Source organism: Sphingomonas sp. CCH9-F2, assembly GCF_001556735.1.
Lineage (GTDB): Bacteria > Pseudomonadota > Alphaproteobacteria > Sphingomonadales > Sphingomonadaceae > Sphingomonas > Sphingomonas ginsenosidimutans.
Window position 1 is genome coordinate 1 of sequence record NZ_LSJO01000148.1, and the last position, 3,377, is coordinate 3,377.

Sequence of the window (3,377 nt, forward strand, 5' to 3'; positions counted from 1 at the left end):
CCCCAGGAAACCCCGGCCGCCCGTCGGGGTGACGAAAGACAGCATGACCGATCCCTATCCATCGCCCGCCGATCTCGACCGCGCGCTCGGCTTCACCATCACTCAACGTCATGCGCGCGGGCGCGTCGTGCGGCTTGGCCCGGTGCTGGATGAGATCCTGTCCGCACACGCCTATCCTCCGGCGATCGAAAGGCTGCTCGCGGAGGCGCTGACGCTGACCGCGCTGATCGGTGCTACGCTGAAGGATCCGGCCGGGCAGTTGACGCTGCAGACGCAGACACAGGAGGGCGTCGTCAGCCTGCTGGTGTGCGACTATCGCGGCGGCGAACTGCGCGGCTATGTGCAGTTCGATGCCGATCGGCTGGCGCAGGCGCCGGACGAACCGTCGCTGGCGACGCTGTTCGGGCAGGGGTATCTGGCGATCACCTTCGATCTGGCGACGACTAGCGAGCGCTATCAGGGGATCGTCCCGCTGGACGGCAAAACGCTGGCCGAGGCGGCGCAGAGCTATTTCTACCAGTCCGAACAGATTCCGACGCTGGTGCGCGCGGGGATGCGCAAGGACGATGCGGGACGCTGTGTCGCCGGCGGCCTGCTGATCCAGCACCTTCCCGAGGGGGAGGAGGGGCGCGAGCGCCTGCATACCAAGCTGGACCATCCCGAGTGGGATCATATCGAGGCGCTGGCGCGCACGATGGGCGGCGACGAACTGGCCGATCCGGCGGTCTCGCTGGAGACATTGGTGTGGCGACTGTTCAACGAGGAAGCCGAAGTGCGCGTGCTGGCCGCGCAGGCGCTTTCCAAGGGATGCCGGTGCACGCTCGACCATATCCGCTCGGTGCTGGCGAAATTCCCGGTCGAGGAACGCATGGCGATGGCGGATGACAACGGGGTCATCGCGGTCGATTGCGCCTTCTGCTCGACAGTCTTCCCGATGCGGGCCGAGGATCTGGCCGCTTAGCAGCTTCTTAACGGGTCGCGGCGTAGGTTAAATCGTTGCCGCATGGCAATTTTCTCCCTTGCTTGCTGGACAGGCATACTGGCGGGCTGCCGTGATCGGCGGCCCGCTTTTTTGTGCGGCGGTTGCGCGCGGGCGCGGCAAGGCCTAGCTGGCGCGGCATCATGACCCACCAGACACCTGCCGTCGCGCTCATTTCGGGCGGACTGGATTCGATGGTTTCCGCCGCGCTGGCGCGGGAGGCCGGCTATCCGCTGCTTGCGCTGTCGATCGACTATAATCAGCGCCACCAGATCGAACTGGCCGCCGCCCGCCGCGTCGCGCATGCGCTGGGCGCGGTGCGTCATGTCGTGCTGCCGATCGATCTGTCGGCCTTCGGCGGATCGGCGCTGACCGACAGCGCGATCGACGTGCCCAAGGACGGGGTGGGAGAGGCCATTCCGGTCACCTATGTCCCGGCCCGCAACACCATCTTCCTCAGCCTTGCGCTGGGCTGGGCCGAGGCGGCGGGCGCGCGCGACCTGTTCCTGGGCGTCAATGCGCTGGACTATTCCGGCTATCCCGATTGCCGCCCCGAATTCATCGCGGCGTTCGAGCGACTGGCCGAGCTGGCTACCAAGGCCGGCGTCGAGGGCGCGCCGTTCCGCTTCCACGCCCCGCTACAGCATATGACCAAGGCCGATATCGTGCGCGAGGGCGCGCTGCTGGGGCTGGACATGGGGCTGAGCTGGTCGTGCTACGATCCGGCGCCGGGCGCGAAGCATTGCGGACTGTGTGACAGTTGCCGGCTGCGCCACAAGGGGTTCGAGGAAGCCGGCATCGCCGATCCGACCGTCTATGCGGTCAAGCCCCCGGCGCCCTGACGATGAGCTATGCCGTCAAGGAGATGTTCCTGACGCTTCAGGGCGAGGGCGTGCAGGCTGGGCGGCGCGCAGTGTTCGTGCGCTTTGCCGGCTGCAACCTGTGGTCGGGGCGCGAGCAGGACCGCGCGAGTGCGGTCTGCCGCTTTTGCGACACCGATTTCGTCGGGACCGACGGGCTGGGCGGCGGGCGCTTCGGCGATGCCGCGGCGCTGGTCGCGGCAGTCGAGGATTTCTGGGGCGCGGGACGCGAGCGGCGCTTCGTCGTCCTGACCGGGGGCGAGCCGATGCTGCAGGTTGACGATGCGCTGGTCGATGCGCTGCACGACGCGGGCTTCTTCGTCGCGATCGAAAGCAACGGGACGCTGCCGGTCCACCCGCGCATCGACTGGATATGCATCAGCCCCAAGGCGGGGAGCGAGACGGTGCAGCGGCGCGGCGACGAGCTGAAGCTGGTCTGGCCGCAGCCGGGCAGCGACCTTTCTGCGATCGAGGGATGGGCGTTCGATCATTTCCTGTTGCAGCCGATGGACGATGCGCGCGGGCAGGCGAATGTCGATGCCGCGATGGCGTTGGTCATGGAGCGCCCCCACTGGCGACTGACGCTGCAGACGCATAAGATGCTGGGGCTGCGCTAGGACCGCCGCAGCGCAGATTTCGATCGTCGCATTTCGATGATACAGGGTTACATCGAATCGTGACGTGAGGATTGCCGATGCCGATTGCCGTAGCCAGACCGCGCCGCCTCGCGATCGCCGGGGCATTGATGCTGGCGGCGTTCGGTGCCGGAACGGGTATCGCCAAGCGTGAGCGCGCCGAAGGCTATCTGTCGCCCGGCGAGTTCGACGTGACGTCGGTGCTGGAGCCTGCGCCGCGCAAGGGCGATCCGCGCTACGACACTGACCGGAAGATCTTCCGGGCGACCCGCGCGCTGCTGAACACGCCGCGCGGGGCGATGGCGACCAGTGATGTCGACACGTCCAGCGCGGCGCTGATGCGCGATTTCAGCTGCGCGGTCGGCGTATCGCTGACCCCGCAAAACGCGCCCGCGACGCTCGACGTGGTCGCGCGCGCCGGCGCCGATACGGGTGCACAGACGGGCATCGCGAAGAACTTCTATCGCCGCGCGCGTCCCTTTCACCAGGACCGCGGTGCGGTGTGCCAGCCGGTGTCCGAACTGGCCGACAGCTACGACTATCCCTCTGGGCACACCACCTGGGGATGGACGTGGGCATTGATCCTGACCGAACTGGCGCCCGATCGCGCCGGGCCGATCCTGCGCCGCGGGCGTGCCTATGGCGACAGCCGCTTCGTGTGCGGGGCGCATAACGAAAGCGCGGTGGAGGGCGGGATGCTGTCGGCCAGCGCGACGATGGCGGTTGTGCGGACCAAGGCCGCGTTCCAGGCCGACCTGGCCGCCGCGCGCGCCGAAATCGCCCGATTGCGCGCCGACCCCGCGACGCCGCGCCCCCAGGGATGCGCCGCGGAGGAGGCGCTGGTGGCGCAGCGGGTGATGCCGCGGCTGGATCGCTGACGCGCGGCTGGTCGCCGCCCGCCGG

At 68.2% G+C, this 3,377-nt stretch carries 4 protein-coding genes; all 4 read left to right on the forward strand.

Features of this window, described 5'->3' with window-relative positions:
* Positions 1 to 43 precede the first annotated feature (43 nt).
* The 4 genes from AX685_RS04365 to AX685_RS04380 all read left to right on the forward strand — a co-directional run bounded on the left by AX685_RS04365 (position 44) and on the right by AX685_RS04380 (position 3,352).
* Positions 44 to 961, forward strand: coding sequence for an Hsp33 family molecular chaperone HslO (locus tag AX685_RS04365; RefSeq protein ID WP_066485818.1), 918 nt, complete (start codon positions 44 to 46; stop codon positions 959 to 961).
* A 161-nt stretch (positions 962 to 1,122) separates the two neighbouring features.
* Positions 1,123 to 1,821 carry a 7-cyano-7-deazaguanine synthase QueC gene (queC, locus tag AX685_RS04370; protein WP_066485809.1) on the forward strand — a complete coding sequence of 233 codons (699 nt, stop codon included), beginning with the start codon at positions 1,123 to 1,125 and terminating at the stop codon, positions 1,819 to 1,821.
* Positions 1,822 to 1,823: 2 nt separating this feature from the next.
* Positions 1,824 to 2,456, forward strand: a complete 633-nt coding sequence (gene queE / locus AX685_RS04375) for a 7-carboxy-7-deazaguanine synthase (protein ID WP_066485815.1) — start codon at positions 1,824 to 1,826, stop codon at positions 2,454 to 2,456.
* A 77-nt stretch (positions 2,457 to 2,533) separates the two neighbouring features.
* A complete protein-coding gene (locus tag AX685_RS04380; protein WP_066485817.1) occupies positions 2,534 to 3,352 on the forward strand; it encodes an acid phosphatase in 819 nt (272 codons plus the stop codon).
* The last annotated feature ends 25 nt before the right edge of the window (positions 3,353 to 3,377 follow it).